A 14,344-nucleotide genomic window follows, 5' to 3' on the forward strand; every position below is an offset into this window, starting at 1 on the left:
GTGCCGGGTCAAGGCACGCTTTCCCGCCTTGACGCGGTACCACCGGCCGTAGTCACAATCCGGCTTCGGGGTGGCGGGCACCCAAGCCACTCACCAAGGCGACGGTGGGCACCCCAACCACTCACCAAGGCGACTACAGCGGCAACCAGGTCATCCGCTGCCCGTGCGGCGCGGTCCGGGCCAGCGCGTGCGCCTCGGCCTTGCCGTCCTCCCAGCGCACGACGCCCAGCGTCGCGAGCCCGTCCGCGCCCGAAAGGTCCTCGCGGCCCGGCAGCACCTGCTCCAGCCCGGCGCCGTAGAACTCCTCGGAGACCCACCACACCGGCCGCGAAGCAGCCAGCTCCGCCAACGCCGAAACGAACGCGGCCCGCCGCGGAGCCGGGAAGTACGCGAGGGCGTGGCTGGTCAGCACCACCAGCGGCCCCTCCAGCGACGCAGCCGCCGAGGCCAGGTCGTCGACGCCGTCGCCGGGGATCAACCGCGGCCGGTGGCGCGCCTGCTCGGCCGCCGCCGTGCGCAGGAGCCGGATGCGGTCCGGCTGGTCCGCCCAGACGCACGCCTCCAGCCAGGCCAGCTCGTCTTCGTCCGACAGGTCCACCGGTGCCCGGTCGAGGCCCGCGCGGTCGAGCAGCGCCAGCTTCTTCGGCAGCTTCGGCACCACCGCGCCCGGGGCCAGGTCCAGCGCGCAGTGCAGCCCGACCGCCGCCTTCGTCGGCCCCGCCGTCAGCTGGTCGCCGCCGTCGCACTGGTAGCGGTAGCCGAAGCGGTCCAGCCCGAGCAGCAGCCCCGCGCTGCAGCCGACCTCCAGCAGCGAGACCTTCCCGCCCGCCTCGCGGGCCGCCCGCGCCACGCCCGGGTACAGCAACGCCGCCCGGCGGACCTCGTTCGTCTGCGTGTACCGCGACGCGACCAACGCGCGCGCCTTGTCGGCCCGCTCCAGCAGGAACGACCGGAACAGCGGCCACGTGTCGGAGTCGACGCCGTCGAACCCGCCCAGCGACGGGTAGTACCGCGAGAGCGGGTGGATCGGGTCGGCCTGCACCAGCCGGTGCGCGACCGCCATCAGCAGCGTCCCGCGCACCTCGCCGTCGCGAGCACCCGACAGCAGACCCGCCACGTCGTCGTCCGCCGCCGCCTGCAGCGCCAGGTGCTCGTACAGCGGCGAGACCCCGCGGGCCTCGACTTCCGCGAACGTGCGGAGTACTCCCTTGATCCCGTCCAGGTCCATCAGAGCCTCATTCGTGCGGCACCGGCCGGCCCGGCTGCTCCCCGCCCCGAGTCTCCCCGTACGACCGCTTCGGCACCATCACCTTCCGCCGGAAAGTGCACACGATCAGGCCGTCCTGCTTGTAACCGCGCGTCTCGACGTACACCACGCCGCGGTCGTCCTTGGACTTCGACGGCGTCTTGTCGAGCACCTCGGTCTCGCCGTAGATCGTGTCGCCGTGGAAGGTCGGCTTCACGTGCTTGAGCGACTCGACCTCGAGGTTCGCGATCGCCTTGCCGGAGACGTCCGGCACCGACATCCCGAGCAGCAGCGAGTAGACGTAGTTCCCGACCACGACGTTCTTGCCGAAGTCGGTGGTCTCCCCGGCGTAGTGTGCGTCCAGGTGCAGCGGGTGGTGGTTCATGGTGATCAGGCAGAACAGGTGGTCGTCGTATTCGGTGACCGTTTTGCCCGGCCAGTGCTTGTAGACCGCACCGACCTCGAACTCCTCGTAGTACCGACCGAACTGCACTCGTCATCTCCCTGTCGCGTAACACCGCGTGAGCCTGGTCCGACACGCATCAGTAGTGAGGAGTACCCTCAACCATCGGTGTTCGCGCGTCAACGCGAGCCCCACCACTGTTGCCCCCGGCCCGAAGGAGGTGAGGAACTCGATGAGTAGTGGCGATAGTCCGCTCCCTAGTAGTCCCAGCGTTCCCACCTCACCGGCCGGCCGGCTCATCTCCTGGTAGGCCTTTTCACCCCGGGAACGCTGGTGTGTCGCCGGGCGGACGTCTTTTCCGCCCCTGGTCCGTCGTCTCGCACGACCACGCACGACACCAGGAGATCCCATGCCTGCCATCCCCTCCCTCGGCGGCCTGCGCGGCCGCGGCAACAAGGGCACCGTTCCCGTGCGCCCGGTTCCGGTGCCGCTGTCCGCGTACGTCGTCGACTGCGCGGTGTACGTCGGCGGTGAGCGCCTGCCCGGCCGCTGGACCCACTCCGAGGCGATCAAGGAGGTCCGGAAGCGGCACGAGGGGTTCGTCTGGATCGGCCTGCACGAGCCGGACGCCCAGCAGATCCAGGGCGTCGCGGACACGTTCGGGCTGCACGAGCTGGCGGTCGAGGACGCGCTCGAAGCGCACCAGCGGCCGAAGCTGGAGCGCTACGACGACACGCTGTTCCTGGTGGTCAAGACCGTCCGGTACGTCGAACACGAGTCCCCCACCACGGCGAACGAGATCGTCGAAACCGGTGAGCTGATGGTGTTCCTCGGCCGCGACTTCGTGATCACGGTCCGGCACGGGAACCACTCGGGACTGGCGCGGCTGCGGCGGGAACTGGACGAGGACCCGGAGCGGCTGAAGCTGGGCCCGTCCGCGGTTGTGCACGCGATCGCCGACCACGTCGTCGACCACTACCTCGACGTCACCGGCCGGATCGAGACCGACATCGACGTCATGGAGGCGCAGGTCTTCGCGCCCCGCTCGCAGGTCAGCGCCGAGCAGATCTACCTGATGAAGCGGGAGGTCCTCGAGCTGCGCCGCGCGGTGATGCCCCTGGCGACGCCGGTCCAGCGGCTGGCCGAGGGCTACACGCGGCTGGTGCCGGACGACGTCCGCTCGTACTTCCGCGACGTCGCCGACCACCTCACCACCGTGTCCGAGCGGGTCGCGGCGTTCGACGAACTGCTGTCCACCCTGGTCGACGCGACCGTCGCGAAGATTTCCCTGCAGCAGAACACCGATATGCGCAAGATCACGTCGTGGGCGGCGATCATCACCGTGCCGACGATGATCGCGGGCATCTACGGGATGAACTTCGACTACCTGCCCGAACTGCACTGGAAGTTCGGGTACCCGCTGGTGATCAGCGTGATCCTGGCGATCTGCCTGTTGCTGTACCGAATATTCCGGAAGAACGGCTGGCTCTGAGTCCCTTTCCCCACCGGATTTCCTTCGGAGAACTGTCATGTCCAGGTTGTTGTCCAACTTGAAGTTCTGGGCGCTCGCGCTCAGCGTGCTGTGGATCGTCGTCATCACTTTCGTCATCGTCGCCGACCCCGGGTTCGCGCACGGGATGAAGTAGCGCCGAGGCGTCGTACCCTGGGCGCATGCCGAAAGCGCTGGTCGTCTCCGACGAGGTCGACGAGCGGTTGTGGACCGACGCGGTCCGCAGCCACTCCGTCGACCTGGTCATCGGCGCCGGCGACCTGCCGTACGACTACCTGGCGTTCCTGGCGAGCGCGCTCGACGTGCCGTGTGTGTTCGTGCCCGGCAACCACGACCCCGACCTGAGCGGCTACACGCGCTACGGCGGGCTGTCCATGAAGGACGGCTTCCCCACGGTCTGGCCCGGCCCGGCGGGCGGCATCAACGCCGACGGGCGCCTCGTCGACGTCGCCGGCCTGCGGTTCGCCGGGCTCGGCGGCTCGATCCGCTACAACGAAGGCCCGAACCAGTGGACGCAGCGCCAGCAGGCGCGGCGGGCCCGCGGGCTGGTCCGGCGCGCCCGCTTCCGGCGGTGGCGCGACGGGCGCGACGTCGACGTCCTGCTGACGCATTCGCCGCCGCTGAACCTGGGCGACCGGGCCGACCCGCCGCACCGCGGGTTCGCGTGCCTGCACCGCACGATCGAAGCGCTGCGCCCGAAGTGGCTGCTGCACGGCCACATCCACCCGCACGGCGAGCCGGTGCCGGACCGGGTGGTCGGCACGACGCGGATCCGCAACGTGGTGGGCCACCGGATCATGGAGTTCTGATGAAAGAGACGGGATTCCCCCGCGCGGACGCGGAGAACGACTTCCTCCGCGCCCGCCGCGGCCAGGTGCTCTCGCGGCTTTCGACGTGGCTGCGCCGGGAGCCCGACGATGTCAACATCATGCTGCCGTTCCACGAGGTGGTGGAGGCGCTCGGCTACCTCGGCGAGCACCGGATCGGGCTGCGGGTGATCAAGCTGGAGTCGATCGTGGGCACGGTCGACCGCAGCCGCGACTTCGACCGCCGCTTCCGCCCGACGTCGGCCCGCGTCCGCGAGCGCTGGGAACGCCTGGCCCTGGCCGCCCGCCGCGGCGAGGAGATCCCGCCGATCGAGGTCTACCGGGTGGGGGAGCTGCACTTCATCATCGACGGCCACCACCGCGTTTCGGTGGCGATCGCGCAGGGACTGTCCACAATAGAGGCTTCGGTGACGGCGGTCCGCACCAAACTGGACCCGGGCGGCATCCGCCACCGCGGCGACCTGATCGTCAAGGACTACCGCCGGCTGTTCCTGGAGCGCGTCCCCCTGACCGGCCACGCGCGGGCGTCGGTGATCGTGTCGGACCCGTGGGACTACGCGCGGCTGGGCGAGCACGTGGAGGCGTGGGGCTTCCGGCTGATGCAGGACGAAGGCAGGTTCTGCGACCGGGCGAGCGTGGCGCAGCGCTGGTTCGAGGAAGAGTTCGTCCCGGTGGTGGGGATGCTGCGGCAGGCGGGGCTGATCGGCGACCGCACGGACGCCGAGGCGTACATGTGGGTGGCGGCGGAGCGGTACCGGCTGATCCGGACCCACCGCTGGGACGACGAGGTCATCGAGCGGCTGCGGTCACGGCACCACTAGGTGGTAGACCACCAGCGTCTGCTCGGGCCGCTCGGCGACGTGGAACGCGGCGTGCGGCACGGTGATCTCGCCCAGGCGGGGGTGCCGCAGACGTTTGCGGCCCGCGTGGCTGAACTGGACGTCGTACTGCGGCCACCACGCGCGGACCTCGGGGCTGGCCTCGGTCAGCTCGGCCACCAGCCGGGTCACCCGGGGGTGGTCCGGGTGGCGGCCGGCGATCGCCCGCAGCCGGGCCAGGACTCCGCGGGCTTCCTGCGCCCAGTCGACCAGGACCTCGCGGGCGGCCGGCTCGGTGAACAGCCAGCGCACGACGTTGCCGCCCGGCCCGATGCCGCGGAACAGCTCCTCGGCGGCGTCGTTGACCGCGAGGACGTCGTAACAGATCCCGGTGACGTACGCGGGATTGCCGCCCAGCAACGCCGGGACGCCCGCGACCTCGGGCGCGGCCTCCTCCGGGAAGCTCTCCCCCGGCGCATCCCCGCGGCCGGCGAGGCGGTGCAGGTGCTCCTGCTCGGCGCCGGTGAGCCGCAGCGCGCGGGCCAGCGCGTCGAGCACCTGGCCGGACGGACGCACGTCACGGCCCTGCTCGAGGTAGGTGAGCCAGGTGGCGCTGATGCCGGCCAGCAGGGCCAGCTCCTCGCGGCGCAGCCCCGGCGTGCGGCGGCGGCCGGTGGCGGGCAGGCCGGCGTCGGCCGGGGTCAGCCGCTCGCGGCGGCTGCGGAGGAACGCGCCCAGTTCGGTGCTCACCCTGGGACCTCCAGTACCAGAATAAGGCGATTCTGGATACCAGCTTAGCGTGCCGCCAAGCTGGGGTCATGCAAGCTTGGATCGCGACCGAACAAGACGTCCGCCTCGAAGAAGTGCCGGAGCCCACGCTGAACGGCGGCGGCGTGCTCGTGGAGGTGCTCGCCGCGCACGTCCCGGCGTACACCAGGGCCGTCGTGCAGGGGAATCGCGGCGGCCTGCCGGTGCCCCTGGTGCTGGGGCCGTCCTGCGTCGGGCGGGTGCTCGACGTCGCGCCGGACGTGTTCCACGTCGCGCCCGGCGACCTCGTGCTGGACACCGCCCTGCTCGACGCGGGCGACGGCGACGAGATCCTGGTGGGCTGGGTCGGCCTGGGCGGCTCCGGCGCGGGCAGCGCGCGGACGGACCGCATGCGCACGGTGTGGCGTGACGGCGTCTTCGCGGAGAAAGCCCTGTGCGCCAAGGAAACCCTGGTCAAACTGCCCGGGGCGGACAGCTACCCGGAGCCGGCCCGCCTGGCGTTCCTGCCGTGGCTCTGCATCGCCGCGTCCGGCGTGCACGCGGCGGGCCCGCTCGCCGGCCGCGACGTCGCGGTGGTCGGGGCGACCGGGCAGCTGGGCGGCGCGGCGGTGCTGACCGCGCTGGCGGAAGGCGCGGCGACGGTGACGGCCGTGGGCCGCAACGAGGCCGCCCTCGACCGGCTGGCCAAGCTCGATCCGCGCGTGCGCACCCACCGGCTGACCGGCGACCGGGCGGCGGACGCGGCCGGCATCGGCCCGGTGGACGTCGCCGTCGACACGCTCGGCGCCACGCCGTCGGCCGACGCGACGATGGCCGCCTACGACAGCCTGCGGGTGCGCGGCACCCTCGTGCTCGTCGGCGGCGTGCGCCAGGACCTCCCCCTCCCGTACGGCGACCTGATGCACCGGCGCCTCACCGTGCGCGGCTCGTGGATGAGCGATCCGGAGACGGTGACGACGGTGTGGAACCTGGTCCGCTCCGGGCTGCTGGACCTCTCGGCGGTCGAGCTCGTGCCGACCGGCCTGGCGAACCCGGCGGCCGCCCTCGACGTGGCCGAACGCACGACCGGCCTCGGCTTCGTCGCGCTGGTCCCCTGAGTCAGAGGTCCAGGCCCGGTGTCAGTGCCAGCTGCCGCACCTGGTCGAGGGTCAGCGTCGGCTCCGGGCGCTGCTTCGGCAACCGGACGCCCGTGCGCGCCAGCACGCCGCTGTTGTCCGACCAGAACTGCACGTGCGCGTTCGGCGCGGCCAAGCCGACCCGGTTGGTCACGACGTCGCCCGAGCGCAGGGTCGAGAGCCACAGCAGGCCCCGAGGGGTGGTTTCCGTGCGGCAGCCGACCTGCTCCGGGTCACCGCACTTCGGGCCGCCCCCGCCGCCGGGCAGGATGAGGACGTACACCGAGCCGGTGCCGCGGGCGTCGGTCACCCGGACGCCCAGGTGGAACAGCGCCTCGCCGGGGGCGTCGCCGGCCGGGTCGGCGATCAGGTGGAACGGGTCCGCCGGCGGGGTCTCGCCGGGGATCGTCAGCCGCGAGATCTGCGCCTCCGGCGGCAGCATCGCGCGCACCGCCCGCCCCACCAGGCAGCTCAGCCGCTCGACCAGCGCCGCCCGGGTGTCCGTGGCGCCCGGGCACGGCGGGCTCGCGACCTCGGCCCGGCGGGGCAGCACGACCACCGCCAGCGCGAGGGCCAGCACGACGACGCACACCGCCACCGCGCCGGTGACCAGGTGCTGCCGGCGCGCCCGGCGGGCCGCCGCCAGCACTGCCTCCCCGGACAAGCCGATCGGAGGCTCGCCTTCGGTCACGTACGCCTTCAACACGGTCCGGACGTCTTCCATCACGACTCCTCCGCCGCCGGCGCCGGCAGGGCCGTGCGCAACGCCTCGACCCCGCGGGCCGTCTGGGACTTGACCGTTCCCTCCGCGACGCCCAGCAGCGTCGCCACCTCGCTCACCGGGAGGTCCTCGAGGAACCGCAGCACCACCATCGCGCGCTGCCGGGGCGTCAGCTCCGCCAGCGCGCGTTCGACGTCCAGGCGCAACGACGGGTCCCGGCCCGGTGGCGCCTCGCGCTCCGGCACCGACGACGTCACGTACTCGCGCCCGGATCCCCGGCGCCCGGTCAGGAACAGGTTCACCAGGATGCGGCGCGCGTAGGCGTCGACGGTGGCCGGGCGGACCCGCCGCCAGCGCCGGTACAGCTGCACGAACATCGCCTGGACCAGGTCCTCGGCCGCGTGCCAGTCCCCGCAGAGCGCGAACGCCACCCGGCGGAACCGCTGGACCCGCGCGGCGAAGTACTCGCTGAACTCGACGTTTCCGGACACGTCCTCATTAGGGCGCGCGGGCCCCGGGAGGTTCAAGTGTCCCCCGTGCGAGCTACGCGCGGGTGTCCGCTCGCTGGTGACGATTCCCGCCCGCCGGATCCCTAGCGTTCGCCGTGGAGCCGCGGGACCACCCCGCGGCCGGGACGAAGGGGTTGTCATGAGGGTCGTCTGGCAGCTGCTGACCGTGGCCGCGATCGCGTTCGTCGGGCAGCAGGCGGTCGCCTTGGCCGACGGGAATCCGTGGCTCACGCTGATCTTCGGCGGGCTGACCGCCGCGCTCGCGGTACTCGGCTACCGGTGGGTGGTGCGGAAGACCGAACACCGCCCGGTCACCGAGCTGGCCGGCCCGGGCGCCGGCCTCGCGCTCGGCCGGGGGACGCTGATCGGGGTCGCGCTCTTCGCGGCCGTCATCGCCAACATCGCCCTCCTCGGCGACTACGAAATCCGGGGCTGGGGCACGGTTCCGGGCGCCGCCGGGCTCGTCGGCTTCATGGCCGCCGCCGCGGTGACGGAGGAACTGCTGTTCCGCGGCATCCTCTTCCGGTTCGTCGAAAAGTGGACCGGCACCTGGATCGCCCTGGTGGCCACCGGGGTGCTGTTCGGCCTCTCGCACCTGTTCAACGAGCACGCGAGCCTGTGGGGCGCGATCGCCATCGCCATCGAAGCCGGCGGCCTGCTGACCGGCGCGTACATCGCGACCCGCAAACTCTGGCTCCCGATCGGCCTGCACTTCGGCTGGAACTTCGCCGCGGCGGGGATCTTCGGCACGGAGGTCTCCGGCAACGGCACCCCGCAGGGCCTGCTCGACGCCGTGACGTCGGGGCCGTCGGCCATCACCGGCGGCGACTTCGGTCCCGAAGGCTCCCTCTACTCCGTGCTGTTCTGCGTCCTCGCGACGTGTGCGTTCCTGTGGCTGGCCCACCGGCGCGGCCGCCTGGTGCCGCGCCGCCGCGCCGAGCGGGTCGACGACGTCACTACACTTTCCCGGTGATCGATCACCGGGCGGTGCGCGCGCGGTGGCGCCGGCTCGACGTCGTGGTCCGCGACCTCCCGCTCGGGCTGCTGTTCCTGGCGGCCTCGTTCCTGCCGGTGGTCCAGAACCACGGGACACAGCTGGGCGGCGTGCCGGCGCGGCCCTTCGACGCGCTGGCCGTCGTCGTGGTCGTCCTCGAGAGCCTCCCGCTCGCCGTGCGGCGGCGGTGGCCGGCCGTGTGCCTGACGCTGGTGGCACTCGGCTTCGCCGTCGACCAGCTCCGCGGCTACCACTCGGTCGCCGGGACCGCGCTGGGCGTCGCGCTGGTCAGCGCGGGCGCGCATCTGGAACGGCGCCGGCGCACCACCGCGCTCGCGTTCTCCGCGGCATATGTGGTGCTGGCGATCGTCCTCCACCCGTTCGGCTCGGAGCCGGTGTCGGAGTTCGTGACGTTCTTCCTGCTGCTGGTGTTCGCCTGGGGCATCGGGGCCTGGCTGCGCACCACCCGCGCCGCGGAAGCCGGGCACCGGCGCCGCGTCGCCGAGGCCACCCGGGCCGCCGAGCGCGCCACCATCGCCCGCGAGCTCCACGACGTCGTCACCCACCACGTGACGGCAATGGTCGTGCAGGCGGAGGCGGCCCGCTACCTGACCGCCGCGCCCGATCGGCTGGACCAGACGCTGACCGCGATCACCGACACCGGCCGGCGGGCCATCACCGACCTGCGGCACCTGCTGGACCTGCTCAACCCCGAGCACGAGACGCCGTCGCCGGGCGGGCTCCACACCCTGGTGGAGCAGGCCCGCCAGGCCGGGCAGCCGGTGGAGTTCACCGAGGAAGGCACGCCCGCGGAGTCGGCGGGCAGCGCCGACCTGGTGGCCTACCGGGTCGTGCAGGAGGCCCTGACGAACGCCCTCAAACACGCGCGCGGCAGCCGCACCGAGGTCGAGGTGCGCCACGGCGACCGGGAAATCGCCGTGGCGGTCCGCACGGCCGGGTCCGGGAGCGTGTCCCCCGGCGGCAGCGGCCGCGGCCTGGCCGGGCTCCGGGAGCGCGTCGGCCTGCTGGGCGGCGACTTCAGCGCGGACCGCGACGGCGCCGGTTTCACCGTGTCCGCCCGGATTCCGACGTGAGCGCACCGATCCGGGTCCTGGTCTGCGACGACCAGATGCTGATCCGCACCGGCCTGGTGACGATCATCGGCGCCCAGCCGGACTTCGAGGTGGTCGGCGAGTGCGGCGACGGGCGGGCCGCGGTCGACCTCGCGCGGCGGCTGTGTCCGGACGTCGTCGTGATGGACGTGCGGATGCCGGTGCTCGACGGCATCGAGGCCACCAAGCTGCTGGCCGGGGCCGGGGTGCCGCACCCGGTCAAGGTGCTGGTGCTGACGACGTTCAACCTCGACGAGTACGTCTACGAGGCGTTGCGCGCGGGCGCGAGCGGCTTCCTGCTCAAGGACGCGCCACCGGACCGGCTGCTGCACGGCATCCGGACGGTGGCCACCGGCGCGGCCCTGCTGGACCCGGACGTGACGCGGCGGCTGGTCGGCCGGTACGGCGCCCGGATCCGGCCCGCGCCGGACGCCGCCCCGGACGCGCCGCTGACCCCGCGCGAGCTGGAAGTGCTGCGCCTGCTCGCGGACGGCCTGTCCAACAGCGAGATCGCGGAGCGGCTGTTCATCAGCCAGGAGACGGTGAAGACGTTCGTGTCGCGCATCCTCACCAAGCTGGACCTGCGCGACCGCGTCCAGGCGGTCGTCTACGCCTACCGGCACGGGCTGGTGACGTGACCGGGCAGCCCGGTCACGTCACCAGGAATCCCTACATGTGCACGGCGCCCGGCGCCGCTTCGCCCTTCGGAACGCCCGGGCGCAGCAACAGGCCGCTGAGCACCGCGCCGGCCACGTAGATCACCGCGGCCCAGGTGAACGCCGTCGTGTAGCTCTCGATGGCCGCCTCGGCCGCCAGCTGCGGCGTCGGGGTCTTGCCCGCGACGTAGGCCACCGCCGCGTTGCCGGCCAGCGTCGACAGCAGCGCCGTGCCGATCGAACCGCCGACCTGCTGCATCGTGTTCACCGCCGCCGACGCGACACCCGCGTCGTGCGCCTCGACGCCGAAGGTGGCGACGCTCATCGCCGGCGCCATCGCCAGGCCGATGCCGAAGCCCATCACCAGGAGCGGGCCGAGGACCCCGGAGACGTACGTGCTGCCGAGGTCGATGCCGCTCAGCCAGAACAGGCCCGCGGCGGCGATCGCCATGCCGGTCGGCACCAGCGGCCGGGGGCCGAACCGCGGCAGCAGCACGGCCGTCGCCGTCGTCGCCGACAGCATCAGCGTCGCCACCATCGGCAGGAACCCGACGCCGCTCTGGATCGGCGTGAACTGCAGGTTCTGCTGCACGTAGAAGGTCAGGAACAGGAAGATCGCGAACATGCCGATGGCGAGCAGGAACATCGCCAGGTAGGAGCCGCCGCGGTCCCGGTCGAGCAGCACGCGCAGCGGCAGCAGCGGGTGTTCGACGCGCTGCTGCAGCCACACGAACACGCCCAGCAGCACCACGCCGGCGGCCAGGAAGCCCCAGACCGACGCCGACGACCACTTGTCCGACTCGGCGTTCGCGAAGCCGTAGACCAGCGCGAACAGCCCGGCCGACGCGGTGATCGTGCCCGGCAGGTCGAGCTTCGGCCGCGGGCCTTCGTCCTTCTGGTTGCGCAGCAGGACCGAGCTGCCGGCGAACGCGATGACCGCGAAGATGATGTTGACGAACATGCACCAGCGCCAGTCGAGGTACTCGGTGAGCACGCCGCCGAGCAGGAGCCCGACCGCCGCGCCGCCACCACCGATGGCCCCGAAGACGCCGAACGCGCGACCGCGCTCCTTGGGGTCGGTGAACGTGGTGGTCAGCAGCGAAAGCGTGGCGGGCGCGAGCAGCGCGCCGAACACACCCTGTGCCGCCCGGGCGACCAGCAGCATCTCGATGTTGGTCGCCGCACCCCCGAGTGCGGACACCGCGGCGAAGCCGGCCAGGCCGACGAGGAGGGCGTTCTTGCGGCCGAAGAGGTCCGCGAGCCGCCCGCCGAGCAGCAGCAGGCTGCCGAACGCGAGCGCGTAGGCCGTGACGACCCACTGCCGGGCGTCGTTGGAGAAGCCCAGGTCGACCTGGGCCGACGGCAGCGCGATGTTCACGACGGTCGCGTCCAGCACGACCATCAGCTGCGCGATGCCGATCATCACCAGGATCAGCCACCGTCTGGCGTGGTGGGGATTTTCGTCGGCGCGCGTGTCCCCCGACGGCGCGACGGCGAGCGTGGACTCGGACATGAAAGATCCTCACAGAACGTGATCGGAAGACTATGTGGAGTAGGTATCTCCCCTTACTCGCCCCAAGGTACACAAGAAGCGGAGAGAGTGCCTCTACTTGACGCGTTAGACTGGAGGCATGGCACGGGACGCTGGTCCCGCCGCACCGGCGCGGCCGCTGCGGCGTGACGCTGAACTCAACCGCCGTCGCATCCTGGCGTCGGCCCGCGAGGTGTTCGGCCGGCGCGGGCTCGAGGCCACGCTGGACGACATCGCGCACCACGCCGGCCTCGGCGTCGGCACGGTCTACCGCCGCTTCCCCAGCAAGGAACACCTGGTGGAGGCCATGTTCGCCGAGCGGATGGAGGAGATCTCCGTCCTGGCGGAGGAGGCACTGAAGGCCGACGACGCCTGGCGGGCGTTCGTCGACTTCACCTGGAAGTCGATCGAGCTTCACTCGGGCGACCGCGGGCTGCGCGAGATCATGCTGTCGAACAAGTTCGGCCACGAGCACGTCGCGGAGCAGAAAGCCCGCCTGGTGCCGTTGATCACACAGCTGGTGGAGCGGGCCAAGGAGGCGGGCGGCCTGCGGGCCGACTTCGCCCCCACGGACATCCCGATGCTGCACATGATGATCGGCTCGGTGATCGAGTTCACCACGGCGGTGGAGCCGGACCTCTGGCGCCGCTGCTTGGCCATGCTCCTGGACGGCTTGCGAGCACAGCCGGGCAAGCCGTCGACGCTGCCCCGCCCGCCCCTGGGCCTGGACGAGATCGACGAAGCAATGTCCTGCTGGCGCCCCTGACCCGGCCGACGCACCCGCCAGCTCGCACGGCCGAACCTCACCGCGCACGGCAAAGCGCCGGTGACCACCAAAGGATCACCGGCGCGTCCGACAGGACATCACTCGGACGGAATGACCGCCCACAGGATCAGGTAAGCCACGAACTGCGGCCCCGGCAGCAGACAAGACAACACCGCCAGCAGCCGCACGGTCCCGGGCTTCATGCCGTACCGCTGGGCCAGCCCGGCACACACGCCGCCGATCATGCGGCCGTGGCGCGGGCGGGACAGCCGTCGTGTGACCGGTGCGCTCATCGTCTTTCCCTTTCCTCGAAGTTCCGATACCTCCACTTCACCACCGGAGTACCCACTTCCGCATCGCTCGCGGGATGGATCGCTCCCTTAGGGGACGGCAAATCCGAAAATCGTTCAGATGACCGGGGAAACCCCGGCGCGTGCACGGAAAACCGTCTGAGCTGCCCGTTCGCACCGGACCGCCGCAAAAAGAGTGAGAGATGTCCCCGTCAGGGCTGGCTTTTCCGCGCGATGCGGTGATACTTGCACTCCGTGTACCCGCGTCCGAAAAGCTTGGCCGTCGCGATGTTCTGCGCCCTCCTCACCGCGGGCTGCGCCAGCACCCAGGCCGCGCCCGAGCCGGATTCCGGGCCCACCCCGCTGACCGCCTCCGCCGCGCTCGGTGACTTCGGCAGCATCGACTTCTGCAGCCTGCTGACCGTGCCCGAGGTGACCGAAGCCGTCCCGACGTTCGACAGCTGCCGCGCCCAGGCCGGGCCGCGCACGATCCTCGTCGGGCCGCTCGCCTTCGACTCCGACCCGAACATCAAGCCCTACGAGGGCTACCCCGGCTCGGTGCCCGACGGCGTCGCGGTCCAGCAGTCGATGTTCAACGACCGCCGCGCCTGCACCCGCGCGATCACCTTCGCCGACGGCAACCGGATCGACCTGTCGGTCACCGACGGCACCGGCGACCAGGAGGCCCGCTGCGGCGTGGCGGACGCGGCCGTCGGCTCGGTGCTGACGGCGATCACCCGGCACAAGGTGGGGCGGCTGACGTTCCCGGAACGCTCGTGGGGCCGGGTGGCGCCGTGCGTCCCGCTCGACAGCCCCGACCTCGACGCGGCCGCCGGCCCGAACAGCCGGCCGACGATCGGCCTGTCCGGGCACAGCTGCATCCGCGGCAAGGTGAGCTTCGAGCTGACGGTGGAGACGGTCGAGCCGGCCGGCCCGACCGAAAAGCTCGGCGGCCGCGACGCGCGCGTCCGGCTGGCCGGCGGTCCTCATCTCGGAGGCCGCCGGACCGGGCGCACTGGCAGTGTCCACTGTGGACGTCAGGCGCGGGGACGCGGGGCCGGAAAGGACAGCATGCGCC

General features: G+C 72.0%; 16 protein-coding genes. 9 read left to right on the forward strand and 7 right to left on the reverse strand.

Features of this window, described 5'->3' with window-relative positions:
• Nucleotides 1–133: 133 nt before the first annotated feature.
• Nucleotides 134–1,228 (reverse strand): DUF2332 domain-containing protein, encoded by a 1,095-nt coding sequence (locus ACWEVN_RS39225; RefSeq protein ID WP_449687471.1) that lies wholly within the window; start codon nt 1,226–1,228, stop codon nt 134–136.
• Between the two features lie 7 nt (nt 1,229–1,235).
• Nucleotides 1,236–1,739 (reverse strand): MaoC family dehydratase, encoded by a 504-nt coding sequence (locus ACWEVN_RS39230; protein ID WP_247014510.1) that lies wholly within the window; start codon nt 1,737–1,739, stop codon nt 1,236–1,238.
• Nucleotides 1,740–2,058: 319 nt separating this feature from the next.
• Here ACWEVN_RS39230 and corA point away from each other — a divergent pair, with 319 nt between their 5' ends.
• From corA to ACWEVN_RS39245, 3 genes are all read left to right on the forward strand, one after another.
• On the forward strand, nt 2,059–3,141 hold the full coding sequence (gene corA / locus ACWEVN_RS39235; RefSeq protein ID WP_449687472.1) for a magnesium/cobalt transporter CorA: 1,083 nt from the start codon (nt 2,059–2,061) through the stop codon (nt 3,139–3,141).
• Nucleotides 3,142–3,320: 179 nt separating this feature from the next.
• The gene (locus ACWEVN_RS39240) at nt 3,321–3,968 is read left to right on the forward strand and encodes a metallophosphoesterase family protein (RefSeq protein ID WP_310970784.1); all 648 of its coding nucleotides are present in this window, start codon (nt 3,321–3,323) and stop codon (nt 3,966–3,968) included.
• Entirely contained in the window at nt 3,968–4,807 is an 840-nt protein-coding gene (locus ACWEVN_RS39245; protein ID WP_449687473.1) for a chromosome partitioning protein ParB, read from the forward strand. The genes ACWEVN_RS39240 and ACWEVN_RS39245 overlap by 1 nt, the downstream gene beginning before the upstream one ends.
• Here ACWEVN_RS39245 and ACWEVN_RS39250 read toward each other — a convergent pair.
• On the reverse strand, nt 4,793–5,554 hold the full coding sequence (locus tag ACWEVN_RS39250; RefSeq protein WP_449687474.1) for a helix-turn-helix transcriptional regulator: 762 nt from the start codon (nt 5,552–5,554) through the stop codon (nt 4,793–4,795). The genes ACWEVN_RS39245 and ACWEVN_RS39250 overlap by 15 nt on opposite strands.
• Before the next feature lie 68 nt (nt 5,555–5,622).
• Here ACWEVN_RS39250 and ACWEVN_RS39255 point away from each other — a divergent pair, with 68 nt between their 5' ends.
• Nucleotides 5,623–6,669 (forward strand): zinc-binding dehydrogenase, encoded by a 1,047-nt coding sequence (locus tag ACWEVN_RS39255; protein WP_452054658.1) that lies wholly within the window; start codon nt 5,623–5,625, stop codon nt 6,667–6,669.
• Nucleotide 6,670: 1 nt separating this feature from the next.
• Here the strand turns inward: ACWEVN_RS39255 and ACWEVN_RS39260 are convergent, their stop codons facing one another.
• Together ACWEVN_RS39260 and ACWEVN_RS39265 are read right to left on the reverse strand one after the other, a co-directional pair.
• Nucleotides 6,671–7,411, reverse strand: a complete 741-nt coding sequence (locus ACWEVN_RS39260) for a hypothetical protein (RefSeq protein ID WP_452054659.1) — start codon at nt 7,409–7,411, stop codon at nt 6,671–6,673.
• Entirely contained in the window at nt 7,411–7,899 is a 489-nt protein-coding gene (locus ACWEVN_RS39265; RefSeq protein WP_449687477.1) for a SigE family RNA polymerase sigma factor, read from the reverse strand. Before ACWEVN_RS39265 ends, ACWEVN_RS39260 begins: the two co-directional genes overlap by 1 nt.
• Nucleotides 7,900–8,056: 157 nt before the next feature.
• Between ACWEVN_RS39265 and ACWEVN_RS39270 the strand changes: the two genes are divergently transcribed.
• From ACWEVN_RS39270 to ACWEVN_RS39280, 3 genes are read left to right on the forward strand one after another with little or no spacing between them, the layout of a single operon-like run.
• The gene (locus ACWEVN_RS39270; RefSeq protein ID WP_452054660.1) at nt 8,057–8,890 is read left to right on the forward strand and encodes a CPBP family intramembrane glutamic endopeptidase; all 834 of its coding nucleotides are present in this window, start codon (nt 8,057–8,059) and stop codon (nt 8,888–8,890) included.
• A complete protein-coding gene (locus tag ACWEVN_RS39275; RefSeq protein WP_452054661.1) occupies nt 8,887–10,005 on the forward strand; it encodes a sensor histidine kinase in 1,119 nt (372 codons plus the stop codon). The genes ACWEVN_RS39270 and ACWEVN_RS39275 overlap by 4 nt, the downstream gene beginning before the upstream one ends.
• Nucleotides 10,002–10,661 carry a response regulator gene (locus ACWEVN_RS39280; protein ID WP_449687480.1) on the forward strand — a complete coding sequence of 220 codons (660 nt, stop codon included), beginning with the start codon at nt 10,002–10,004 and terminating at the stop codon, nt 10,659–10,661. Before ACWEVN_RS39275 ends, ACWEVN_RS39280 begins: the two co-directional genes overlap by 4 nt.
• Before the next feature lie 31 nt (nt 10,662–10,692).
• On the opposite strand, the gene ACWEVN_RS39285 is transcribed toward ACWEVN_RS39280, so the two are convergent.
• Nucleotides 10,693–12,192, reverse strand: coding sequence for an MFS transporter (locus ACWEVN_RS39285; protein WP_452054662.1), 1,500 nt, complete (start codon nt 12,190–12,192; stop codon nt 10,693–10,695).
• A gap of 118 nt (nt 12,193–12,310) precedes the next feature.
• On the opposite strand from ACWEVN_RS39285, the gene ACWEVN_RS39290 reads away from it, so the two are divergent.
• The gene (locus ACWEVN_RS39290) at nt 12,311–12,976 is read left to right on the forward strand and encodes a TetR/AcrR family transcriptional regulator (RefSeq protein ID WP_449687482.1); all 666 of its coding nucleotides are present in this window, start codon (nt 12,311–12,313) and stop codon (nt 12,974–12,976) included.
• Nucleotides 12,977–13,074: 98 nt separating this feature from the next.
• Here ACWEVN_RS39290 and ACWEVN_RS39295 read toward each other — a convergent pair whose 3' ends face one another.
• A complete protein-coding gene (locus ACWEVN_RS39295; protein WP_176172951.1) occupies nt 13,075–13,269 on the reverse strand; it encodes a PspC domain-containing protein in 195 nt (64 codons plus the stop codon).
• A gap of 252 nt (nt 13,270–13,521) precedes the next feature.
• On the opposite strand from ACWEVN_RS39295, the gene ACWEVN_RS39300 reads away from it, so the two are divergent.
• Nucleotides 13,522–14,344, forward strand: an 823-nt coding sequence (locus ACWEVN_RS39300; RefSeq protein WP_452054663.1) for a hypothetical protein, incomplete at its 3' end; no start/stop codon positions are given.

The organism is Amycolatopsis sp. NPDC003861, assembly GCF_053605405.1.

Coding starts and splice junctions, on each gene's coding strand:
- ACWEVN_RS39240 (WP_310970784.1), top strand. CDS start 3,321: ATGCCGAAAGCGCTGGTCGTCTCCGACGAGGTCGACGAGCGGTTGTGG.
- ACWEVN_RS39295 (WP_176172951.1), bottom strand. CDS start 13,269: ATGAGCGCACCGGTCACACGACGGCTGTCCCGCCCGCGCCACGGCCGC.
- corA (WP_449687472.1), top strand. CDS start 2,059: ATGCCTGCCATCCCCTCCCTCGGCGGCCTGCGCGGCCGCGGCAACAAG.
- ACWEVN_RS39225 (WP_449687471.1), bottom strand. CDS start 1,228: ATGGACCTGGACGGGATCAAGGGAGTACTCCGCACGTTCGCGGAAGTC.
- ACWEVN_RS39260 (WP_452054659.1), bottom strand. CDS start 7,411: ATGGAAGACGTCCGGACCGTGTTGAAGGCGTACGTGACCGAAGGCGAG.
- ACWEVN_RS39270 (WP_452054660.1), top strand. CDS start 8,057: ATGAGGGTCGTCTGGCAGCTGCTGACCGTGGCCGCGATCGCGTTCGTC.
- ACWEVN_RS39255 (WP_452054658.1), top strand. CDS start 5,623: ATGCAAGCTTGGATCGCGACCGAACAAGACGTCCGCCTCGAAGAAGTG.
- ACWEVN_RS39290 (WP_449687482.1), top strand. CDS start 12,311: ATGGCACGGGACGCTGGTCCCGCCGCACCGGCGCGGCCGCTGCGGCGT.
- ACWEVN_RS39285 (WP_452054662.1), bottom strand. CDS start 12,192: ATGTCCGAGTCCACGCTCGCCGTCGCGCCGTCGGGGGACACGCGCGCC.
- ACWEVN_RS39245 (WP_449687473.1), top strand. CDS start 3,968: ATGAAAGAGACGGGATTCCCCCGCGCGGACGCGGAGAACGACTTCCTC.